Origin of the sequence: Streptomyces sp. WG5 (assembly GCF_049974565.1) — a bacterium.
Lineage (GTDB): Bacteria > Actinomycetota > Actinomycetes > Streptomycetales > Streptomycetaceae > Streptomyces.
This window is the reverse complement of sequence record NZ_JBNGGC010000004.1, coordinates 55821-74225: the sequence shown is the minus strand read 5'-3', so window position 1 is coordinate 74225 and position 18405 is coordinate 55821. Positions and strand designations below refer to the sequence as shown.

The 18405-nt window shown below is 73.6% G+C and carries 14 protein-coding genes; 12 read left to right on the top strand and 2 right to left on the bottom strand.

Annotated features, from left to right (window positions below; genetic code table 11):
• Positions 1 to 12 precede the first annotated feature (12 nt).
• A complete protein-coding gene (locus ACP4IX_RS05595) occupies positions 13 to 1503 on the top strand; it encodes a carboxylesterase/lipase family protein (RefSeq protein ID WP_426554891.1) in 1491 nt (496 codons plus the stop codon).
• A 141-nt stretch (positions 1504 to 1644) separates the two neighbouring features.
• Here ACP4IX_RS05595 and ACP4IX_RS05590 read toward each other — a convergent pair whose 3' ends face one another.
• The gene (locus ACP4IX_RS05590; RefSeq protein WP_426523681.1) at positions 1645 to 1959 is read right to left on the bottom strand and encodes a hypothetical protein; all 315 of its coding nucleotides are present in this window, start codon (positions 1957 to 1959) and stop codon (positions 1645 to 1647) included.
• A gap of 394 nt (positions 1960 to 2353) precedes the next feature.
• Between ACP4IX_RS05590 and ACP4IX_RS05585 the strand changes: the two genes are divergently transcribed.
• From ACP4IX_RS05585 to ACP4IX_RS05550, 8 genes are all read left to right on the top strand, one after another.
• Positions 2354 to 4555: a sensor histidine kinase gene (locus tag ACP4IX_RS05585; RefSeq protein ID WP_426554889.1), complete on the top strand. Its 2202-nt coding sequence runs from the start codon at positions 2354 to 2356 to the stop codon at positions 4553 to 4555.
• 147 nt (positions 4556 to 4702) lie between these two features.
• A complete protein-coding gene (locus ACP4IX_RS05580) occupies positions 4703 to 5374 on the top strand; it encodes a response regulator (protein WP_426523718.1) in 672 nt (223 codons plus the stop codon).
• A gap of 341 nt (positions 5375 to 5715) precedes the next feature.
• Complete coding sequence (locus tag ACP4IX_RS05575) at positions 5716 to 5991, top strand: Atu4866 domain-containing protein (protein ID WP_426523679.1); 276 nt, start codon at positions 5716 to 5718, stop codon at positions 5989 to 5991.
• A gap of 173 nt (positions 5992 to 6164) precedes the next feature.
• The gene (locus ACP4IX_RS05570; protein ID WP_426554888.1) at positions 6165 to 7001 is read left to right on the top strand and encodes an alpha/beta fold hydrolase; all 837 of its coding nucleotides are present in this window, start codon (positions 6165 to 6167) and stop codon (positions 6999 to 7001) included.
• A 22-nt stretch (positions 7002 to 7023) separates the two neighbouring features.
• Positions 7024 to 7587 (top strand): TetR/AcrR family transcriptional regulator, encoded by a 564-nt coding sequence (locus ACP4IX_RS05565; protein WP_426523717.1) that lies wholly within the window; start codon positions 7024 to 7026, stop codon positions 7585 to 7587.
• 63 nt (positions 7588 to 7650) lie between these two features.
• Positions 7651 to 8613 carry an effector-associated constant component EACC1 gene (locus ACP4IX_RS05560; RefSeq protein ID WP_426554887.1) on the top strand — a complete coding sequence of 321 codons (963 nt, stop codon included), beginning with the start codon at positions 7651 to 7653 and terminating at the stop codon, positions 8611 to 8613.
• Between the two features lie 2 nt (positions 8614 to 8615).
• Positions 8616 to 13382, top strand: a complete 4767-nt coding sequence (locus tag ACP4IX_RS05555) for a caspase, EACC1-associated type (RefSeq protein WP_426554886.1) — start codon at positions 8616 to 8618, stop codon at positions 13380 to 13382.
• 148 nt (positions 13383 to 13530) lie between these two features.
• A complete protein-coding gene (locus ACP4IX_RS05550) occupies positions 13531 to 13827 on the top strand; it encodes a serine hydrolase (RefSeq protein WP_426523675.1) in 297 nt (98 codons plus the stop codon).
• A 299-nt stretch (positions 13828 to 14126) separates the two neighbouring features.
• Here the strand turns inward: ACP4IX_RS05550 and ACP4IX_RS05545 are convergent, their stop codons facing one another.
• Complete coding sequence (locus ACP4IX_RS05545) at positions 14127 to 14843, bottom strand: TetR/AcrR family transcriptional regulator C-terminal domain-containing protein (RefSeq protein ID WP_426523674.1); 717 nt, start codon at positions 14841 to 14843, stop codon at positions 14127 to 14129.
• Positions 14844 to 15023: 180 nt separating this feature from the next.
• Here ACP4IX_RS05545 and ACP4IX_RS05540 point away from each other — a divergent pair, with 180 nt between their 5' ends.
• The 3 genes from ACP4IX_RS05540 to ACP4IX_RS05530 all read left to right on the top strand — a co-directional run bounded on the left by ACP4IX_RS05540 (position 15024) and on the right by ACP4IX_RS05530 (position 18352).
• A complete protein-coding gene (locus ACP4IX_RS05540; protein ID WP_426523716.1) occupies positions 15024 to 16631 on the top strand; it encodes a CocE/NonD family hydrolase in 1608 nt (535 codons plus the stop codon).
• A 179-nt stretch (positions 16632 to 16810) separates the two neighbouring features.
• Positions 16811 to 16888: a 50S ribosomal protein bL37 gene (locus ACP4IX_RS05535; protein WP_370443954.1), complete on the top strand. Its 78-nt coding sequence runs from the start codon at positions 16811 to 16813 to the stop codon at positions 16886 to 16888.
• 114 nt (positions 16889 to 17002) lie between these two features.
• Positions 17003 to 18352, top strand: coding sequence for an APC family permease (locus ACP4IX_RS05530; protein ID WP_426554963.1), 1350 nt, complete (start codon positions 17003 to 17005; stop codon positions 18350 to 18352).
• Positions 18353 to 18405: the final 53 nt, after the last annotated feature.

Sequence of the window (18405 nt, the reverse complement as noted above, 5' to 3'; positions counted from 1 at the left end):
AAAGGCACTCCCGTGAACCATCGCACCGACCCCGTCGTGACCACGACGCGGGGATCCGTACGCGGCCTGCGCCAGGGCGGCGTCATCACGTTCCTGAACATCCCCTACGCCGCCCCGCCCCGCGGCGCCGGCCGGTTCGCGGCGCCCCGCCCGCACGAACCGTGGGACGGCGTACGGGACGCCACCACGCCGGGGCCCAACGCCCCGCAGGCCGAACGCAGGCTCGGCCGCGTGGACATGTCCCCCTACTTCGGGGACGGTTGGCACCGTGGCGAGGACTACCTCACGGTCAACGTCTGGACACCCGCCGACGCGGACGGTGACCTGCCCGTCATGGTGTTCGTGCACGGCGGTGGATTCGTCGCGGGGTCGACGAGGTCCGCGCTGTACGACGGCTCCGCCTTCGCCCGCGACGGAGTCGTCCTCGTCACCCTCAACTACCGGCTCGGCATGGCGGGGTTCCTCGACCTTCCCGGAGCACCCGCCAACCGCGGCCTGCTCGACGTCGTGGCCGCGCTGCGCTGGGTACGGGACAACATCGCCGCCTTCGGTGGCGCCCCGCACAACGTCACCCTCTTCGGCCAGTCGGCGGGAGCGACCGTCGTCGGGGGAGCCCTGGCCACTCCCGAGGCCGCGGGACTGTTCCACCGGGCGATCGTCCAGAGCGGCAGCGGCCTGGGAGCGTTCACGTCCGAGCAGGCCGCCCGCGTCACCACGGCAGCGGCCCGGGCCCTGGGCGTCGAGCCGCACGCCGACGCCTTCGCGGAGATCCCGGACGACCGCCTGGTGGCAGCGGCCTCCGCACTCGCCGGCACGGACCTGCGGACGGCTACGCACCACGACCCGCTGATCGGGCTCAGCCCCTTCAGCCTGGTCCTGGACACCCAGCCGGCCGTATCCGTCGCCGCGGGCCTCGGCGCCGGCGTCGACCTGCTCGTCGGAACCAACACGGAGGAGGGGAACCTCTACCTGGTCCCGGTGGACGCGTACGCCACCTCGACCCGTGCGGACGTCGACGCCGTCGCGGCACGTGCGCATCCCGATCCGGTCCGGCTCGTGGAGACGTACCGCAGGACCCGCCCGAGGGCGGCCCACGGCGAGCTGCGGTCCGCCCTCATGGGCGACGCCCTGTTCGGCGCGGGCAGCCGGGCCCTTGCCGACGCACACGCCGACCGGTCCGGTGCCGCCACCTACAGCTACGAGTTCGCGTGGCGCTCCCACGCCCTGGACGGACGACTCGGCGCCGCCCATGCGGTGGAGCTGCCCTTCGTCTTCGACCTCACGCGGCTGCCCCGGTTGCACGGTGCCCATGCCCTGCTCGGCCCCGACGGACCACCCGCCGATCTCGCTCCCCGCGTGCACGGGGCATGGATCCGGTTCGCCGCGACGGGCGATCCCGGCTGGGCCCCGTACGGCCCCGAGCGCCGGGCCACCATGCGTGTCGACGCCGACTGGACCTTGGTCGACGACCCTCGCGGCCGGGAACGACAGGCATGGACCTGATCCGGCACGCCCGACGCGTTCCTTCACGCGGTCGCCCACGACGGTGGCGAGGGCGGGATCACGGACCCGTGCGACGAGCGCCTGCCTCGGCGCGCGGCTGACCCGGCGGAGCGCACGACGCGCGGGTGGACGGGACGGAGCTCACGCGTCGACCTCCCGGTGGTGGGAGCGCCGGTCGGCGCGTGTGCCCCGGAAGGACGTGATCCTCCGGCAGGCCGACGCGACGAGCGCGGCGAACAGGACGTTCACGCTGACCATGAAGGTCCACTCGGCCGGCGGTCCCCCGGGGCCCGCGGCCGACTCCAGCGCCGAGAACAACGCCTTGCCCGCGGGATAGAAGGCGGCACACAGGAGGACGAAGAGCCAGAACGGCTGCTTCTCCAGCGGTTTGGACCACACGACGACGGCAAGGGCCAGGGCGGCCACCAGGGCGGTGAGAAGATCGATTCGCTCCATGTGACGATCCTTTCGCCCCGGGGACGACGCGGCGTCGGCCACCGGGAGGAACACCGTCTAGGCCGCAGGACATAGAGCGCCGGTACGGTGCCCGGAACCGGCCCGGCACGCCTCCCCGGGTGGCAGGGAGCTCGGGTGCCCGCGGACGTCACCGGCGCCGGGCCGCCTCCTCCATGCGCACGCGAGAACCGGGCCGGCCGGCCCGGACGTGTCCGCGGCTGCGCGGAGGCCGGTTCCTCAGGGCACCGGCCTCAGCGTCCTGAGCGCGAGTTCGGCGGGGACCGCACCGCAGGGGCTGCACCCTTCTACCGGGAGGGCAGCGGCGCGCACCGGCGGAACAGGGAGCGACGACACTGAGGAAGACAACACCCCGGGAGAGAGACGGAGTACACGCGTGACGGCAGGGACCACGGACGGCCCGACGGCGCTCACCGGCACGAGCACGAGCACGAGCACTGGCACTGGCACCGGCATCGCAACCGCGTCGGCGGGACCTCACGAGGACGTGGCCGCCGCGTCGATGAGGAGGGCCGCCCGGCGCCGCTTTCTGCCGGCCCTGTTCGCGGTAGTGCAGTCGGTGTTGCTGTTCCTCACGGTCGCGTCACTGGAGGAGCCGCCGAGCACCACGGCGTGGATCACCGCGTGGTCCGCCACGGTGGTCACCGTCGTGGCGCTCGACCGACTCCACCGGACGCCGCTCGCCGCCCTCGCCGCGATTCTCCTGGTGTCGGTGCTGGGGCAGCTTCTGGCACCCCCCGACATGCTGGTCCTGGTGCCCGGGCTGGTGGTCCTGACAGCGCTCTTCTCCGTCACCGCGCGGAGAGACTGGACCGTCGCCCTGGGCGCGACCGCCGCCGCCGTCGTCGTCGATCCCGTTCCCCTGGCCGTACGGCACGGCCTCGACGGCGTTCTCCTCTCCGACTGGCTCGTCGCCGCCGGCCTCTGCCTGCTGGCGTCCGCCCTCGGCGCAGGCCACCGGTACCGGCTGCGGGAACGGCAGGCGGCGAAAGAGCGGCTGGCCCGTGCCGAGAGGGAGCGTGAGCAGGCCGCCGGCACCGAACGCGAGCGGCTGGCACAGGAGTTGCACGACATCAGCGCGCATCACCTCACCTCGGTCGTGGTGTCCGTCGAGGCTGCCCGCAGGCTCGGCGGCAGCAGACCCGAACTCGGCGCCGAGGCACTCGCGTTCGCGAGCCGTACCGCCCGCGAGACCCAGTCCGCGCTGCGGCGTCTCGTGGCCGTCATGCAGGTGGGTGACGCACCGGCTCCCGCGTCGATGACCGCTCCGATCGAGGCCCTGATTGCCGGCTTCGGCAGACTGGGCCGTCCCATCTCCGTCTCCCTGCCCGCCGACCTCGCCGGGCCGGCGGCCGAGGCCGCCCACGCCATCATCCGGGAGGCGCTGACCAACGCCCTGCGCTACGCACCGGGCGCCTCGGTCGGCGTCCGGGCGGAGCGGGCCGGGGACACCCTGCGGCTGACCGTCGACAACGGCAGGCCACCCGGTTCCACCGGCGGCGACAAGCTGGGCCTCGGCTCCGGTCGAGGGGTGGCCGGGATGTGCCGGCGCGCCGCCGCCATCGGGGGGCAGCTGTCCGCGGGGCCCCGGCCGGACGGGGGCTGGCGCGTGCACGCCGTGCTCCCGGACGCCCCGCCCGCACGGCGGCCGGTGGTGGGACGGCGGCGTGACTTCACCCGCGAGCAGCGGATCGCGGACGGGGCGGTCTTCGTCTCGGCCGCCGTGGCATCGTGGAGCTTCGCCCTGCCGAACGCGTGGAACGCCGGTCACGGAGTCGGGGTGTGCCTGCTGCTCGCGCTGGTACTGACCGTTCACGCGCTGCCGCTGTTGTGGCGACGGCGTGCCCCTTGGCTGGTCCTCGGGGCCGTCGGGGCCACTGCCCTGGTGTGGCCGGTGCTGCTCCGCGGCGATGTGCTGCCGCCGTCCACCGCGGACTGCCTCCTGGGCGGCGGAGTCGTCGAACTGGCCGCCGTCTACGCCGTCGCCGCCTACGGCCGCGCCCTGAGACCCGCGACCGCGCCTGCCGCCCGGTACGCCGAGCCCTCGGCGCCACCGTTGACGTATCCGTCCGGTTTCCGGCTGTCGTATCTGTCGGTTCCCGCGGCGGTCCTCTCGTTCGGGATCCCCATGACGGCCGCCTTCGCCGTCGACGGAACCATGCTCGGGGAGCCGGCCGGCTCTCTTCTCGCAGTGCTGTTCTACGGGTCCTTGCTCTTCGTTGTGCTGCTGGTCCCCCTCGGCCTGGGGCTCACGGTCGCGTGGGGAGCGGGGATGCTGATGCACAGGCGCCGCAGGCGGGAGCTGAGCCGCGAGGACGCGGCGCTCACGGCCCTGTTGGCGGGCGCGCGGGAACTGGTCCACGAAGAGCGGCGGCGAGTCGCCGGCGGTCTGCGGGAGACCGTGCTCCGGCAGACCGGCCGAGTGATCTCCTCCGCGGAGGCGGGCAGCCTGGACGACGTCGCCGCCGCGTCGAGGGCGACGCTCGCCACCATGCGTCGACTGCTCGGGAGCCTCGACGCCGGCCAGGCGCCCGCGGCGCGTCGGGAGAACGCCGTACAGGACGCCCCTCGGACCTAGGAGGGGCCGGCGCGGTCCGCTGCTCGCGGTGACCCGTGTTCTGGCTGTCCGCAGGCGGGTACGGCCGACCTGGCACGTCCCGGTCCCGCCATGGGAAGATGCGGCGCAGGCGTCGGGCCCTGCGTGAGCGAGACAAGGAGAGGCGCCATCAGCATTCGGGTGCTGGTCGTGGACGATCAGGCGATCGTCCGCGCGGGCTTCGTGGCGATCCTGGACGCCGAGTACGACATGACCGTGGTCGGCGAGGCCGCGGACGGCGACGCGGCAGTGTCGCTGGCGGCCGAACTCGCCCCCGATCTGGTGCTGATGGACATCCGGATGCCCGGTATGGACGGGCTGACGGCCACCCGGCTCATCACGCGTCACAGCGGTGGAGCCCGAGTCCTCGTGCTCACCACGTTCGACCTCGACGCCTACGTCTACGACGCGTTGCGTGCCGGAGCCTCCGGCTTCCTGCTCAAGGATTCCGAGCCGGACGATCTGCTGTCCGCGATCCGTGTCGTCGCCTCCGGCGACGGCGTCCTCGCCCCCGCGGTCACGCGACGTCTGATAGCGGCCTTCGCCCGAGGGGCCCCGGTCCGTGCGGAGGCGTCCGGCCCCCTGGACTGCCTCACCCAGCGCGAGCGCGAGATCCTGATCCTGGTGGCCACGGGCTTGAGCAACGCGGAGATCGGAGCGCGGTTGGGGCTGGCCGTGGGCACGGTGAAAGTGCACGTCAGCGCGGTGCTCAGCAAACTGGCCCTACGGGACCGCGTTCAGGCGACCATCTTCGCCTACGAGAGCGGACTGATCCGCCCGACCGGGATGTCGTCCGCCTGAGAGGTGCGTCCGGCATCGACGGCGACGCGTTCGTCACCGCGGCGCAGGACGCCCAGGGCCACCTGCCCGGCCAGTGAGGCCCTGACGGGCACGACGGTCATGCTCCCGGCGAGACGCGTCCGAACCGGACCGGACATCTCCCGGGACACCGCGCGCCGCGGGAGCGCGGTGTCCCACGACTTCGGCTGATGACGGTGGCACGTCTCCCGGTGGCACCTCCCGGGATCGTGTGGAGGGACGCACGGGGAATCAGCCGGCGGTGGGTGCGCGGCACCCAGGAACCCCTCACCCGGAGGGACGGCGGCCTGGCCGCCTCCCGCCGCACGGCCGAGGGTGGAGCCATGACCAGCAACGACACGCCCCGCGCTCCCCACCCCTACGTCGGGATGTGGGTGACCGCGGACGGCCACATCCGCCAGGAGCTGCTTCCGAACGGCCGCTACGACGAGGCCCGGGGAAACCGCCGGAGCGCCTACACCGGCCGCTACACCGTCACCGGCAACCACCTCGACTACGTCGACGACACCGGCTTCACCGCCACCGGCGACGTCCGCGACGGGGTTCTCTTCCACGAGCACCTCGTGCTCTACCGCGAGGACGACCCGCGCGCCCGGTAGGGGCCCGGGCATGACCGGCATCCCGCCGCAGGCGACCCCGCCCGCCACCACTGCGAGCGCCCTGACGGCCGTGAACGGGCGGCAGGGGCCGCGCCGGTAAGTCCGCCGTTGACAAGTGTGGCTAATGGCATTAGCTTTTGGCTAACGAGATTAGCCAGGAACTGGGGGATGCCATGACCGAGTACCTTGCCGTCGACGGCGGCACCATCGCTTACGAGGTGACGGGGTCCGGCCCCCTGATCGTGCTCGCGCACGGCATGGGCGACAGCCGCGCCGCGTACCGTGCCGTGATCCCGCCGCTGGTGGCGGCGGGCTACCGGGTCGCCGCGGTCGATCTGCGCGGTTGCGGGGAGTCCAGCGCGGACTGGCCGGCCTGGAGCCGCACCGACATCGCCGGCGACCTGCTCGCGGTGGTCCGTCACCTGGGCGGCCCGGCCGTGCTCGTCGGCCACTCGGTCTCCGGCGGTGCCGCCACCATCGCCGCGGCGCGGGAACCCTCGCTGATCACCTCGGTCGTCGAGTTGGCGCCGTTCACCCGCAAGCAATCGGTCCGTCTCGGCGACCTGCGCGTGAAGCGTTTCCGTCAGGGCATGCTCCGGCTGCTCGGCGCAGGGGCGTTCGGCAGCGTGCCGCTCTGGCGCTCGTACCTCGACGTGGCCTACCCCGGCGTGAAGCCGGCCGACTGGGCCGAGCGGCTCGGCCGCATCGACTCCCTGCTGCGCGAGCCGGGCCGGATGAAGGCCATGCAGGGCATGGGCCGCTGCGCCCCGACCGACGCCGGCGCGCAGCTCGGCAGCGTCCGCTGCCCGGTCCTGGTCGTGATGGGCACGCTCGACCCCGACTGGGCCGACCCGCACGCCGAGGGGTCGGCGATCGTGGGCGCCCTGCCGTCCGGCCTCGGTCGCCTCGAGATGATCGAGGGCGCCGGGCACTACCCGCACGACCAGTTCCCCGACCAGGTGGTTTCGCTCGTGCTCGCCTTCATCCGCACGGAGGCCGCTCGTGCCTAGGGCCGGCCTGGACCCGGCGGCCGTGGTCGCGGCCGGTGCCGCCCTCGCCGACGAGGTGGGCCTCGCCAACCTGACGATGGGTCTGCTGGCCGAGCGGGTGGGCGTGCGCACCCCGTCCCTGTACAAGCACGTGGGCGGCCAGGAAGACCTCAACCGGCGCATCGCGGCCCTGGCGTTGAGCCAGGCCGCCGACACCGTCGGTGGTGCGATCCAGGGATACGCGGGCCGTGACGCCCTGGCCGCCGCGGCGCGCGCCTTCAGAGGCTTCGTCCTGGAGCACCCCGGCCGGTATGCCGCGACGATCGGCGCGGAATCGTCGGGCCCGGACGATCCGCTGGCCATCGAGGGGCAGCGGCTGCTCGGCGCGTTCACGGCGGTCCTGCGTGGCTACGAGATCGGAGAGGCCGACGCGGACCACGCCCTGCGCATGCTCCGCAGCCTCTGCCACGGCTTCGCCACGTTGCAGGCGGCCAACGGTTTCCAGTGGAGCACCGGCATCGACGAGAGCTTCGAGTGGCTGATCGCCTTCGCCGACCGGGGGCTGCGCGCCATGAGCATGCTGTCGCCGTCGACCACTCCCGCCTGACCGGCGGTCCGCCTCGTCGGCACGGCTGCGATCGCGCACGTGCTACGGGCACTGATCCGGCGGATGCGGAGCATTTACGATGTCGACCATCTCGCCGGACCGCTTCCGAGGCGCCGTGACCATCGGCCGGCCGTAGCGGCGCGGCACGTCCGCCTCCGGTACGGCCGACGAGCGGCCCGCTCGGGACCGGCACCCCACCCGGTGCCTGCGGGACCGAGGACGGCACCGGCCCGCGGCGGCGCTGCGGGCCGGCCGCGGGCCGGCTGCGGAACCTGCCGACCGCTGCGCCGTCCCGCGTTACCGCGTTGCCAACTCGCGTGTTGGAGGGGACAGTTGGTAATGATGCGCCGTGTTGCAGCTGGAGGGCAGCAGAGAATGAGAGTGACCCTGTCCGTGGATACCGGGCACGGAGATGTGGCCGGAGCCTGCGACGACCTCTATCAGTGGCTTCGCCAGGACCCTGAGCTGCGCGGGTTCGTCCGCCGGGAGGCGCCCGCCGCGCCGTCGGGCGGAGCCATGGGTGCCCTGGGGGAGCTGATCTCGCTGCTGCTGGCTCCCGGTGGTCCGACGGCGGCTGTGGGGGCGGCCGTCGTGGTGTGGCTGCAGGGCCGCCGGGGCAATCAGACCGTCACCCTCACCCTGCCGGACGGTACCCAGACCGTCGTCACCTCCGAGAAGGTGCGCGGGCTGACCGCCGAAGGCGCCAGTGAGCTGGCCGAGCGGGTCGCCGCGGCGCTCCGGCAGGAGCGGGACCCGGGCACGGCGCCGGCGACGCGGACGCCGCAGGAAGCGCGAGGGCCCCGGCAGGGGGAGGAAGGCCAGGCGGAACAACGGAGCCAGGGGGCAGAAGGGGTTTCGGAAACAGAGGAAGTCCGGGGGACAGAGGAAGTCCGGGGGACAGAGGAAGTCCGGGGGACAGGAGAAGTCCGAGGGACAGAAGGAGTCCGAGGGACAGGAGAAGTCCGGGGGGCAGAAGACACGGCGGAGGGCGACGGCCGCGTCGGTCCGGTCCGAGAAGCGGGCTGACCATGGTCGCGGGGGACGTGACGGAGCCGCCGGCGAGGACGGATCTGGCGGCGGCCGGCTGCCACGCGCTGGTGGTCGGGACGGCCACCCACCCGGGAGAGCTGCTGCCCGAGCTGCCGTCAGCGCACCGGTCCGCGCGGGACGTGGCCGAGACCCTGAGCACGGTGTGCGGCATGGGCGACCGGGTCACACTGCTCACCGATCCGACCTCGCCGAGCGACGTCCTGGAGGCGCTGGCGACGGTCATCGGCCGGGCCGAGCCCACCGAGCAGCGGTACGAGCGCGGAACCGTCCTCCTCTACTTCGTCGGGCACGGGCTGCGCGGACCCGGCCGGCAGCTCTACCTGGCGACGGCGAGGACCAAGTCCCAGACCGACACGGCGCATTCCGTTCCCTACACGGAGATCGAGCACTACCTGAGCGATGCCGCCGCCGACCCGGTCGTGATCCTCGACTGCTGTTTCGCCGGCAACGCACAGGAACCCGGCCGGCCCGCCCAGACGGACCCGTTCGCCGGTGCCCGGCCCACCGGCAGCTACCTGCTCGCCTCGGCGATGCGTGACGCCCTGGCGTACGCCCCGCCGGACGCGGAGCACACCCTCTTCAGCGGCCACCTCCTCGCCCTGCTGAGGGAGGGTCACGCCGGCGGCCCCAAGTGGCTGACGCTGGGCGGCGTCTACCGGCTGCTCGACCAGCGGCTCCAGGGCAGCGCCGCCCGCCCGTACGGCGGTGGAACCGCGCGCATGAGCGAGCTGACCCTCGCCGTCAACCGGCGGTACGAGCCGCTGACGGGCCCGGACACCGAGCAGCGGGCGGCCGGCCCCCCGGACCCCGACGCCGTCTGCCCCTACCCCGGCATCCTTCCCTTCCTCCCCGAGCAGCACCATCTCTTCTTCGGCCGTGAGGAACTGACCCGGGAGTTGCTGCTCCGCGTCCAACAAGCGCGCCCCGGCGAACCGGTGGTCCTGGTGGGGCCGTCGGGGGTCGGCAAGTCCTCACTCCTCCGGGCGGGGCTCAGCGTGGCCGCGGAACAGGCGGGTCTCGGCCCCGTGCGGCTGGTGCCGGCACCGGGTGACCGGCCCTTCCGCAGCCTCGCCGAGGCGTGGGCGGCGGCGGTGGGCAGAGCGCCTTCCGACGTCGTACGGGATCTGGAACGCGGGCATTTCAGCCGCCCCGCGGCGACGGGCGAGGGGACCGGAGCCGGGCAGGCACCGCGCCTCCTCGTCATCGACCAGCTCGAGGAGTACTTCACGCTCTGTTCGGACGACGCCGAACGCGAGCGGTTCGCCGCCGCCCTCACCGCGGGAGCCGGCGAGGAACGGGCCGGGGACGCGGCCTCCGGTCCGCGTCTGGTCCTGGCGCTGCGCGCCGACTACTACGGTGACGCCCTCAGCGACCCCCGTCTGGCATCCGTCGTGCGGCCGGGCCACTTCGCGGTGCCCGCACTGACCGACGACGAGGTCGAGGCCGCGATCGTGCGCCCGGCGCGGTACGCGGGCCTGCGGTGGGAGGAGGGCGTACCGCAGCTCCTGCGGCGCGATGTGAACGAGGAGCGACGCACCACGGGTGATGCCGCGGCGCTGCCCTTCCTCGCCTACGCCCTCCCCGAAATCTGGCTGAGGCGCCGGGGGACGACCCTGACGTACGCCGGGTACGCCGCCGCCGGCGGCATCCGGGGCGCGGTGGCCACGGCGGCCGAAGGGATCCACTGCTCCCTCGACGACGCCGGCCGCACGGCTCTGCGCAGCCTCCTGCTCGCCATGGTCCACGTCGCCGACGGTGAGGGGCGGCTGGTCCGCCGCCGGGTGCTTCCGGCGGAGGCGGCCGGCAGCGAGGGCCTGCTGCGCCGGCTCGCGGACGCCCGCCTGGTCGTCGTGGACGAGGAGGGCGGGGCGCAGCTCGGCCACGACTCGCTGCTGCACGCGTGGGCGAGGCTGAGCGGCTGGATCGACGAGGTGCGGGACGACCTGCTGAGGCTCCGCCGGCTGACCGCGGCGGCGGAAGGCTGGGCCGAGGCCGGACGCAGGCCGAGCGGCCTCTACGAGGGCGACGCCCTGGAGGAGGCGAAGAAGCTCACCACGGGTCACACCGGGCGGGTTCGTCAGGTCCCGCCCGCCCGGGACGGCCGGCGGCTTCAGGGGCCGGCCCGGAAAGTCCTGTCGGCCCTGGGCGACCGGCCGGCTCGGGAGGCCCGGCACGCGGCCGACGACGGCTCGGCAGGTGCAGCGGCGTCGGCCGTGGTCCGCGTCCCCGTCCCGCGGGTGGTGGGCGAGTTCGTCGCCGCGAGCGACCACGCGCAGCGCCGGCGACGCCTCGTCACACGGGCGTGGATCGCCTCCCTGTCGGTGCTGTCCCTGGTGGCGGTGTCCCTCTTCGGGTGGGCCGCCCATGAGAACGAGCAGGCGGAGAGCCGGGAGAAGCGCCTCATCGCCAGGGAGCTGGCCGCCCGGGCCGACGCCCTGCGGGAGCGTGACCCGCAGACCGCGCTCCGCCTGAGCCTGGCCGCCTACCGCACGGCGGTGACCCCCGAGAGCCGATCCAGCCTCTACAGGGCCTCGACGACCGTCACACCGACCCACCTGGTGCCCGAGAAGCGGCATCGCCGGGCCGTTCTCGACCTCTCCTACAGCCCGGACGGCAAGGTCCTGGCCGCGAGCCACCGGGTCGACGGATCCGGCGGCGGCCGGGTCCAGCTGTGGGACGTGTCCGTGCCGACCAGGCCGGTCGAAGCGGGCCGGTTCCAGCTGAGCGGCAGTTCGGCCATCGCCTTCCACCCGACCTCGCGGATCCTCGCCGCGCAGTCGGGGGACGAACTGACGCTGTGGGACACTGCCGACCCGGGGAAGCCGAGAGAGCTCGCCCGGCTGCCGCTCGCCCAACGGGCGACGTACACGCTGGCCTTCAGCGGGGACGGCCGGACCCTCGCGGCGGGCAGCGCCAAGGGCCTGCTGCGGCTGTGGAACGTGGGCGATCCCGCCCGGCCCACGCTGCGGGCGCAGCGGACGGTCGCCGAGACGGAACTGATCTCCCTGGCCTTCACGCGGGACGGCGACCACCTGGTCACGGGCAACGGGAACGGGGAAACGGGCAGCGGGCAGCCCGCGCAGGTACGACTGTGGGACGTCAGCGACCCGGACCGGCCCGTGCTGCGGGACACCGAAGAGGCCGAGACGGTCATGGCGGTGGCCGCCCACCCCCGCCGCGACCTGGTCGTCGCGACCGGTGCGTCCGGGAAGATCGCCTGGTACGAAGTGGTGGACGGGCAGAACCTGCGGCGCGTGGAGGCGGAGGAGCACCGGGACACCTGGGGCTCCGGGAACGAGGACGTCCCGTCCCTGGCCTTCAGCGCGGACGGCAGGTTCCTGGCGGGAGCCGACCGCGGCCACGGCATCAGGCGGTCCGACACGACCGGGAAGGTGTCGGACCTGGTGAACGAGCCCAACGGGGCGGCACTGCCGACGAGCGAACCGACCCAGTCGGTCGCCTACAGCCCGGACAGCAGGTATGTGGCGGCCGGCCTGGTGGACGGAGAGGTGTGGTTGTGGCCCGACCGGGCCAGGGCGCCGGCGATCGAGGGCCGCATCCACGACATGGTCCAGATGGGCTCCAGCCCCTTCAGCGCGGACGGTGAGCTGGTCATCGCCTCGCGGGACGAGGGCGCGGACCGCACGACGAAGGTGTGGGACGTCAGCGACCCCCAGGCGCCGAAGGTCCGGTACACCCTGCCGGAGGGATGGGAGGCGATGTCCTTCCTGGCACGCCGTGAGAAGCCGCTGTTCCTGGCCCACCACTGGGTCGGGGGGCTGGACCACACCCTCCAGGTCTGGCAGTTGGAACCGGGCGGTGCCGTGCGGAAGGGTTCCGGTATCCGGTTCACCGCCGACATCCCGGCCATCGCGGTGAGTCCCGACGGCATGCTCCTCGCGGTGGGCTCGGAAGAGGAACCCGACACCGCGCTGTGGGACATCAGTGATCCGGCGAGCCCCGTGCGCCGGGGCGCGCTCGAGGTGAGGGCGAGCGGCGCGCTCTGGAGCTCGGGGAGCCTGTGGTTCGCCGGGGACCAGACGCTGGCGACGACGGAACAGGACCGGCACATCAGGTTCTGGGACGTCTCCGACCCCGCCCGCCCCCGCAAGGGCGACCGCATCGAGGACGCGGCGTCGATGGCAGCCGGCGCGATGTACGTCGGCTCGTCCCGGCTGCTCGTCACCGAGGCGCCGGGGGACGAGATCCAGCTCTGGGACCTCTCCCGGCCCGCGCACCCCGTCAAGGGCGACAAGATTCCGGCCGCGCCCCGGGGCTACTTCCCCGTGGGCGAGGGGCGGTTGGCGGTGATGCTGGCCGATGGAGGCGTCGAGTTCTGGGATGTCTCCGATCCGGCACGTCCCGAGAGGACGGGCTACGACCTCCTGTTCGACCGCTCGGTCGCTCCGATCCGCATGAGCTCCGACGGCCGCTACGCGGTGACGAGCGAGCCCTACCGCCTCTGGTCCATCGGGAAGGACGGGCGGTGGGACACCCCCGAGCTCTTCACGCTGGAGAACGCGCAAGAGGTACACGTGCCCCCGGTGACATCACCGGAGGGTCTCCGGTGGCTGGCCGTCACCCCGCAGGACACCACTGGCATCACAGCGGAGACGACCTACGTGCTCGACTTCGCCACCGACGGCCTCTACGAGGACCTGTGCACGGCCTATCCCGCAAGCGTCTCCGAGGACCGGTGGCGGCAGATGTTCCCGCACTTGGCCCACCGTCAGTCCTGCGACTGACGCCACGCGGGCGTGGGGAGCGCCCCGGCCCGACGCGAGGACGGCGCGGCAGGACGCGTACGCGGAAGACCCGGTACCACCGCCGGCCGTCGACGATCCGCACCGGCCGCCGGTACTCGTCCCCCTGCAGGCCCTGGCCGACCAGGTGGTGGCCGACCCGAACCCCAACCCGGGCGCCTTCCTGCTCGCCCGCCACGGCTCGGACGAGCGCTTCGGCGCGGCCGGGGTCGCCGACCGGTCCGCCGGCACGCCGATGGCGCCGGACCTGAGGTTCCGCACCGGGAGCGTCACCAAGACCTTCACCGCGACGGTCGTCCTGCAACTCGTCGCCCACACCAACTGGAGCTCGCTCGCCGACACCGGGATCGACGACGACTTCTGGGCCGCCTTCCAGCAGGGTTACTGCCGAACGTCCGGGCAGACCGGGATGCCCGCGGCGCACTGACGTCGCGCGGGGCCGGGGCGGGGGCCGAACGGCGGGCGGGGCAGGGCGATGCGCGGGCGACCCCGCAGTCCTGTCACCACCCTCGGCTCAGGGCGGTCGCGGCATCCGGCCGGTGCCCGCCGGGCCGAGGGTGCGGTCGAGATCGGTCACGGCGTCGCACTCCCCGCCGGCGCGGATCCGTCCGTCGGCCTCGTCGCCGGTCGCCTCGCCCGCTGTGGCCCATGGTCGGTCCGGCGCTCGCCAGGGCCCCGCGCCGTGCTCACGCGAGTCCTCGGCCCGGTGCGGACAGGCGAGCGGGATCAGTCGGTGTCGAGGCCGTCGACCAGGCGGTTGAGGAACCGGGTGAAGGTGGCCTCGGGGGTGAGGGCGCGGCCGGGGGCGGAAAGGGCCTCGGCGAGTTCCGGGTGGCGGCCGTCGGCGGCGACGGTGGCGAGGTAGCGGGCCTCGGCCGCGGCCCGGTCCGGGGACTGCGCGGCCGTGGCCTGTGCGATCTCGTGGGCGACGTGGCCGGCCACGAACGCGGTGAGCTGGGCGAAGACCTCCATCTTCGCGGCACCGTCCAGCCCGGTGGGCCGCAGGACGGCGAGCGCGTGTTCCAGGAAGGCCAGCGTGTTGGGGCCCGGAACGCGACGGGTGGACAAGGCGGAGGTCAGCCAGGGGTGGCGCAGGATGTGGGCGCGCTGCAGATGGGCGATGGTCTTCAGATCGGCGCGCCAGTCGCCGCTGGGCGGGCCGGTGACGGTCAGTTCGCCGCTGACGTGGTCGACCATCAGTTCCAGCAGGGTCTCCTTGTCGGGAGCGTAGCTGTAGAGCGACATGGCGCCGGCTCCGACCGCGGCGGCCACCCGCCGGATGGTGACCGCTTCGAGCCCTTCGGCGTCCGCCAGGGCGACGGCCGCCACGGTGATCTGCTCCCGGCTGAAGGAGGGCCTGCGGCCCTTGCGGGGCTCCGTGGGAGGCAGCCAGAGCTGTTCGGGGTCGACGCCCGCGGCGCCGGGCCTCACGTCACGGGGCACGGTCTCGCGCTCCTTCGCCTGGTGGTCGGGACGGCTCCTGCGTAGGTCATCCAAGCACCCCCTGTTCTCGTACACTGTACGGAAATGAAGGAGGGGACGATGACATCACGCACGCCCGACGCCGTGGCCGGACCGGTCGGGGCGCGATCCGCCGGGAAGCCGCCGCTGTCCTCACGGATGATGAGGGCGACCTGGCGGAACCTGCCGGCGAAACGGTACGAGGCGGGATGGGAGCCGGGGCTGGCGGTGCCGGCCGCCGACGGCAGCCCGTTGATCACCGACCACTACTTCCCGCGTGCGGAGGGCGACTTCCCCACCCTCCTGGTCCGCTCGCCGTACGGCCGAGGACTGCCGTGGTCGCCCCAGTACGGCCTGCTCTTCGCCGAACAGGGCTTCCACGTGGTCCTCCAGAGCTGCCGCGGCACCGGCGGCTCGGGCGGCGCGTTCGACCTGTGGCGCAACGAGGCCGCCGACGGCCGGGCCACGGTGTCCTGGCTGCGCGAGCAACCCTGGTTCGACGGAACCCTGGGGACCGTCGGCCCCAGTTACCTGGGTTACGTGCAGTGGGCCCTGGCCCTGGACCCGCCGCCGGAGCTGAAGGCGATGGTGGTGCAGGTGGGCCTCCACGATCCCCACGCCCTGTTCCACTCCGGCGGTGCCCTGCTGCTGGAGAACACCCTCGCCGTCGGCTCGGGCATGACCTACCAGCACCAGGGCATGGGACCGTTCGTGAAGGCGACCCTGCGCCTGCAACGCCGCCTGCGCACCGTCACCACCGCGCAGCCGCTGCGGGGTGCGTACGTGCCCGCCCTCGGGGGCGAAGTGCCCTGGGTGGACGACGTGATGACCCACCCGGACGCCGAGGACGCCTACTGGCACGGCGCGTCGCTGGCGGAGTCGGCGCAGCGGCTCCGCGTGCCCACGGCCCTGATCACCGGATGGCACGACGCGCTGGTCGACCAGACCTTCGAGCAGTACCACCGGCTGCGCCGCGCCGGATGCGAGACCGCCCTGCTGGTCGGTCCCTGGACCCACACCTCCGCCCTGCAGCAGGGATGGCCCGAGGTGTTCACCGAGAGCCTCGCCTGGCTGCGCGCCCACCTGAACGGCGACCGCTCCGGCCTGCGGCCCACCGCGGTGCGCGCGCACATCGGCGGCGAGAACACCTGGCGGGACCTCGACGACTGGCCGCCGCCGCACACCCCCACCCCCTGGCAGCCCGCCCCGGACGGACACCTGACCCGGCAGGCCTCCACGGACTCCGCACCCCTGGCGACGTTCCGCTACGACCCGGCCGACCCCACCCCGTCCCTCGGCGGCCCGCTGCTCTCCCGCACCGCCGGCCCACGCGACAACAGCACCCTGGAGTCCCGGGACGACGTCCTGACGTTCACCGGCCCGCCACTGACCGAGCCCGTGGACATCGCGGGCCCGGTCTCCGCACGGCTGAGCGTCTCCACGGACACCGGGCACGCCGACGTCTTCACCCGCCTGTGCGACGTGGACGCGCGGGGCCGCTCCGTCAACGTCTGCGACGGGCTGGGCGGGCTGCGGACCACCGGAGACGCCCCCACGCAGGTCACCGTGCCCATGAGCACCACCGCCCACCGCTTCGCCGCCGGGCACCGCATACGCTGGCAGATCAGCGGAGGCGCCCACCCGCGCTACGCCCGCAGCCCCGGCACCGGGGACTCACCGGTGGACGCCACCACCTTCACACCGGTGCGCATCACCCTCCACGCGGACTCGGCGCTGGTGCTCCCCCACAGCTCGGCCGAGGCGCGCTGACCCGGGGGGTGGGCGGGAGCCGGCGAACCGGTGCACGCCCGTCGCATCCCGTGACGTAGGCCACCCGTGTGTATTTCGCGGCGGGTGTTTGCCGTCGCGCCGGCGGGAAAGGCGCTCCCTGGTCTCCGGGGTCACAATCCGGTGGACAGTACGTGAAAGCACAGGGAGAGGAGGCTTCGATGTCCTCGAAGCGACGCCGTAAGAAGAAGGCTCGCCGCAAGAACGGCGCGAACCACGGAAGCCGTCCCCAGAGCTGAGGACGCGTCGACGCATCGGGTGGGTGGCGGACGCCACCCACCCGAGCGCTTTCCCGGCGCGGCGAGCGGCAGGAACATGGCGTGCTTCTCGTCCTGCGGGAAACCTGGGGCGCCATGGCGAGACTCGAGAAGCAGCCGTCGGTGGACGCGCGGGGCGGCCCGGCGCTCAAGCGCGCGCTGACCACCCCGCTGCTGTACTTCTTCATCCTGGGCGACGTGCTCGGCGCCGGCGTGTACGTCCTGGTGGGGCAGGTGGCCGCCGACGCCGGCGGAGCGGTGTGGGTGCCGCTGGCCGTCGCCCTGCTGCTGGCGATGCTGACCGCCGCCTCCTACGCCGAGCTGGCCACGAAGTACCCGCGGGCGGGCGGCGCCTCCCACTACGCCACCCGCGCCTTCGGTCCGTTCGCCGGTTTCGTCGCGGGCTTCTGCATGCTCGCCGCCGGCATCGTCTCGGTGGCCGCGCTGGCCCGCGGCTTCGGCGGCGACTACCTGTCCGCCTTCGTGACCCTGTCGGTCGGGCTCGTCGCCGTGCTGTTCCTCGCCCTGCTCGCGCTGGTCAACGCGCGGGGCATCAAGGAGTCGACCCGTGCCAACGTCGCCGCCACCGTCATCGAGGTGGGCGGCCTCCTCGTCATCGTCGTCCTCGGGGGCTGGCTGCTGCTGCGCGGCGAGGGCGACCCGGCGCGGCTCGGGCAGCTCGGTACGCCGGAGAAGGGGGCGGCGGCGGCCGTACTGAGCGGGTCCGTCCTCGCGTACTACTCCTTCGTCGGCTTCGAGACCTCGGTGAACGTCGCCGAGGAGACCCGCGACCCGAGGCGTTCCTACCCGCGCGCCCTGTTCGGCGCCCTCGCCACCGCGGGCGCCGTGTACGTGCTGGTGGGCATCGCCGCGTCCGTGGCGGTACCGACGGACCGGCTGGCCGAGTCCAGCGGGCCGCTGCTGGAGGTCGTCGAGGCGGCCGGCGGCGTGCCGACGCGGCTGTTCAGCGCCATCGCGCTGGTCGCCGTGGCGAACGGCGCGCTGCTCACCGGCATCATGTCCTCCCGGCTGGCCTACGGCATGGCCCGGGACGGGCTGCTGCCCGCCGCGCTGACCAGGGTGCTGCCCGGCCGCCGCACGCCATGGGCCGCGATCGCGGTCACGACCCTGCTGTCGATGCTCCTCGCGCTCACCGGCAGTGTCGCCACCCTGGCGTCCACCCTGGTCCTGCTGCTGCTCGTGGTCTTCCTCATGGTCAACACGGCCGTGCTCGTGCTGCGCCGCGACCCGGGGGAGGCCGACCACTTCCGGGCCCCGACCGTGCTCCCCGTGCTGGGCATCGCGTCCTGCGTCGTGCTCGCCACGCAGATCGAGGCCGAGGTGTGGCTGCGCGGGCTGCTGGTCGTGGCCGTGGGCACGGTGCTCGCCGCGCTCGGCGCCGTACGGCGGGCGGCCAGGGGCGCGGACCGGGCCGGGCGGGCGTGACCGGACGCGGAGCCGCCGACGGGAGCCGCCGACGAGAGCCGCCGACGGGAGAC

Bases quoted from the DNA above. Each gene is read 5' to 3' on its own strand.
- ACP4IX_RS05530 (WP_426554963.1), top strand. From the start codon at position 17,003: ATGGCGAGACTCGAGAAGCAGCCGTCGGTGGACGCGCGGGGCGGCCCG.
- ACP4IX_RS05575 (WP_426523679.1), top strand. From the start codon at position 5,716: ATGACCAGCAACGACACGCCCCGCGCTCCCCACCCCTACGTCGGGATG.
- ACP4IX_RS05570 (WP_426554888.1), top strand. From the start codon at position 6,165: ATGACCGAGTACCTTGCCGTCGACGGCGGCACCATCGCTTACGAGGTG.
- ACP4IX_RS05560 (WP_426554887.1), top strand. From the start codon at position 7,651: ATGCGGAGCATTTACGATGTCGACCATCTCGCCGGACCGCTTCCGAGG.
- ACP4IX_RS05535 (WP_370443954.1), top strand. From the start codon at position 16,811: ATGTCCTCGAAGCGACGCCGTAAGAAGAAGGCTCGCCGCAAGAACGGC.
- ACP4IX_RS05555 (WP_426554886.1), top strand. From the start codon at position 8,616: ATGGTCGCGGGGGACGTGACGGAGCCGCCGGCGAGGACGGATCTGGCG.
- ACP4IX_RS05590 (WP_426523681.1), bottom strand. From the start codon at position 1,959: ATGGAGCGAATCGATCTTCTCACCGCCCTGGTGGCCGCCCTGGCCCTT.
- ACP4IX_RS05540 (WP_426523716.1), top strand. From the start codon at position 15,024: ATGAGGGCGACCTGGCGGAACCTGCCGGCGAAACGGTACGAGGCGGGA.